Raw genomic sequence first — 2,500 nt, forward strand, 5'->3', positions numbered from 1 at the left:
TTGGTTGCGGGAGTAGGATTTGAACCTACGACCTTCAGGTTATGAGCCTGACGAGCTACCGAGCTGCTCCATCCCGCGACGCTTTGGGATACGCGATTGCGTAGGGCCCTGCAGTGCCCCAAGTTTAGTGTTTTGGGGTTTTTGTTTCATCGTTTTGAGAGACTTGCGTTTCTTACTAGGTTTGGCGGTGACCTACTCTCCCACGTCTTAAGACGCAGTACCATTGGCGCGACGGCACTTAACGGCCGAGTTCGGGATGGGATCGGGTGTTTTGCTCGCGCTATGACCACCAAACCGAGAAAGAAACGCTTCCCTGACGATTGTCAGGGATTACAACATCAGTGGTTTTGCTATGCGGCATAACCAATGTTCCATGTTCTTACACTGCCGTCACTTTGTGACGTAGTGATGTTTGCTTTTGACTTGTTTCCGAAGCAGTTGGTTTATTTCTAAACCTTGCTGTTTCTGGATCAAATCAAGCCTATCGAGCAATTAGTACCAGTCAACTGAATGCGTTACCGCACTTACATCTCTGGCCTATCGACGTGGTGGTCTTCCACGGCTCTCAAGGGAGATCTTGTTTTGAAGGGGGCTTCCCGCTTAGATGCCTTCAGCGGTTATCCTGTCCGTTCATAGCTACCCAGCACTACCATTGGCATGATAACTGGTCCACCAGTGGAACGTTCACCCCGGTCCTCTCGTACTAGGGGCAACTCTTCTCAAATCTCCTACACCCACGGCAGATAGGGACCGAACTGTCTCACGACGTTCTAAACCCAGCTCACGTACCTCTTTAAACGGCGAACAGCCGTACCCTTGGGACCTGCTCCAGCCCCAGGATGAGATGAGCCGACATCGAGGTGCCAAACGATGCCGTCGATATGGACTCTTGGGCATCATCAGCCTGTTATCCCCAGCGTACCTTTTATCCGTTGAGCGATGGCCCTCCCACTTGGGACCACCGGATCACTATGACCGACTTTCGTCTCTGCTCGACTTGTCAGTCTTGCAGTCAGGCTGGCTTCTGCCATTGCACTCAACGAGCGATTTCCGACCGCTCTGAGCCAACCTTCGCGCGCCTCCGTTACTGTTTAGGAGGCGACCGCCCCAGTCAAACTACCCACCACGCAGGGTCCCGGATCCAGATAATGGACCGCGGTTAGACATCAAGAGTAAGAAGGGTGGTATCTCAAGGAAGGCTCCACGAGGACTAGCGTCCCCGATTCAATGCCTACCACCTATCCTGCACATCTCAATCCTGATGCCAGTGCGAAGCTATAGTAAAGGTGCATGGGGTCTTTCCGTCTAACCGCGGGAAGTGTGCATCTTGACACACAGTTCAATTTCGCTGAGTCCACATTTGAGACAGCGGGGAGATCGTTACGCCATTCGTGCAGGTCGGAACTTACCCGACAAGGAATTTCGCTACCTTAGGACCGTTATAGTTACGGCCGCCGTTTACTGGGGCTTCAATTCAGAGCTTGCACCCCTCCTTTTAACCTTCCAGCACCGGGCAGGCGTCAGACCCTATACGTCGTCTTACGACTTCGCAGAGCCCTGTGTTTTAAGTAAACAGTCGCCACCCCCTAGTTTGTGCCCCCTACCCATACTTGCGTACGAATAGGGCCTCCTTCTCGCGAACTTACGGAGGCATTTTGCCGAGTTCCTTAAATGTGGTTCTCTCAAGCGCCTTGGTATTCTCTACCAGTCCACCTGTGTCGGTTTAGGGTACGGTCTTATAGAGGAGCTATTTCCAGGGACCACTCAGCAGCCCGCCCAATCCGATAAGGGCAAACTACCTCTGCAATCCGTCACTACCTCACGGCTCAGGAATATTAACCTGATTCCCATCGACTACGCCTTTCGGCCTCGCCTTAGGGGCCGGCTTACCCTGCTCAGATTAGCTTTAAGCAGGAACCCTTGGACTTTCGGCGAGAGGGTCTCTCACCCTCTTTGTCGCTACTCATGTCAACATTCTCGCTTCTGATCTCTCCACCGGATGCCTTACAGCCCGGCTTCACAGAAAGCACATTGTGTACGTTATGTTCAGCAAGCTAAACATAATTACACAGCGTCCTATATCACAGAACGCTCCGCTACCACGTGTATTGCTACACATCCTGAGCTTCGGCTCGTAGTTTGAGCCCCGTTACATCTTCGCCGCAGGACAGCTTATCTAGACCAGTGAGCTGTTACGCTATCTTTAAAGGATGGCTGCTTCTAAGCCAACCTCCTGGTTGTTTTGGCCGTCCCACATGCTTTCCCACTTAACTACGAATTAGGGGCCTTAGCTGCAGGTCAGGGTTGTTTCCCTCTTCACGACGGACGTTAGCACCCGCCGTGTGTCTCCCGGATAGTACTCATTGGTATTCGGAGTTTACTTAGACTCAGTAAGGCTGTGGGCCCCCATCATCCATGTAGTGCTCTACCCCCAATGGTATTCGTCCGAGGCGCTACCTAAATAGCTTTCGCGGAGAACCAGCTATCTCCAAGTTTGATT

Annotated in this window: 1 tRNA gene and 2 rRNA genes (1 of these 3 cut by a window edge); all 3 read right to left on the reverse strand. The window is 52.3% G+C overall.

The window, feature by feature from the left end:
• Position 1: 1 nt before the first annotated feature.
• Positions 2–78, reverse strand: a tRNA-Met gene (locus ACEN2J_RS20240).
• Positions 79–179: 101 nt separating this feature from the next.
• A 5S ribosomal RNA gene (gene rrf / locus ACEN2J_RS20245) occupies positions 180–294 on the reverse strand.
• Positions 295–471: 177 nt separating this feature from the next.
• Positions 472–2,500, reverse strand: a 23S ribosomal RNA gene (locus tag ACEN2J_RS20250) (it continues 808 nt past the right edge of the window).

Source organism: Pseudorhodobacter sp. W20_MBD10_FR17 (assembly GCF_052119765.1).
GTDB lineage: Bacteria > Pseudomonadota > Alphaproteobacteria > Rhodobacterales > Rhodobacteraceae > Pseudorhodobacter.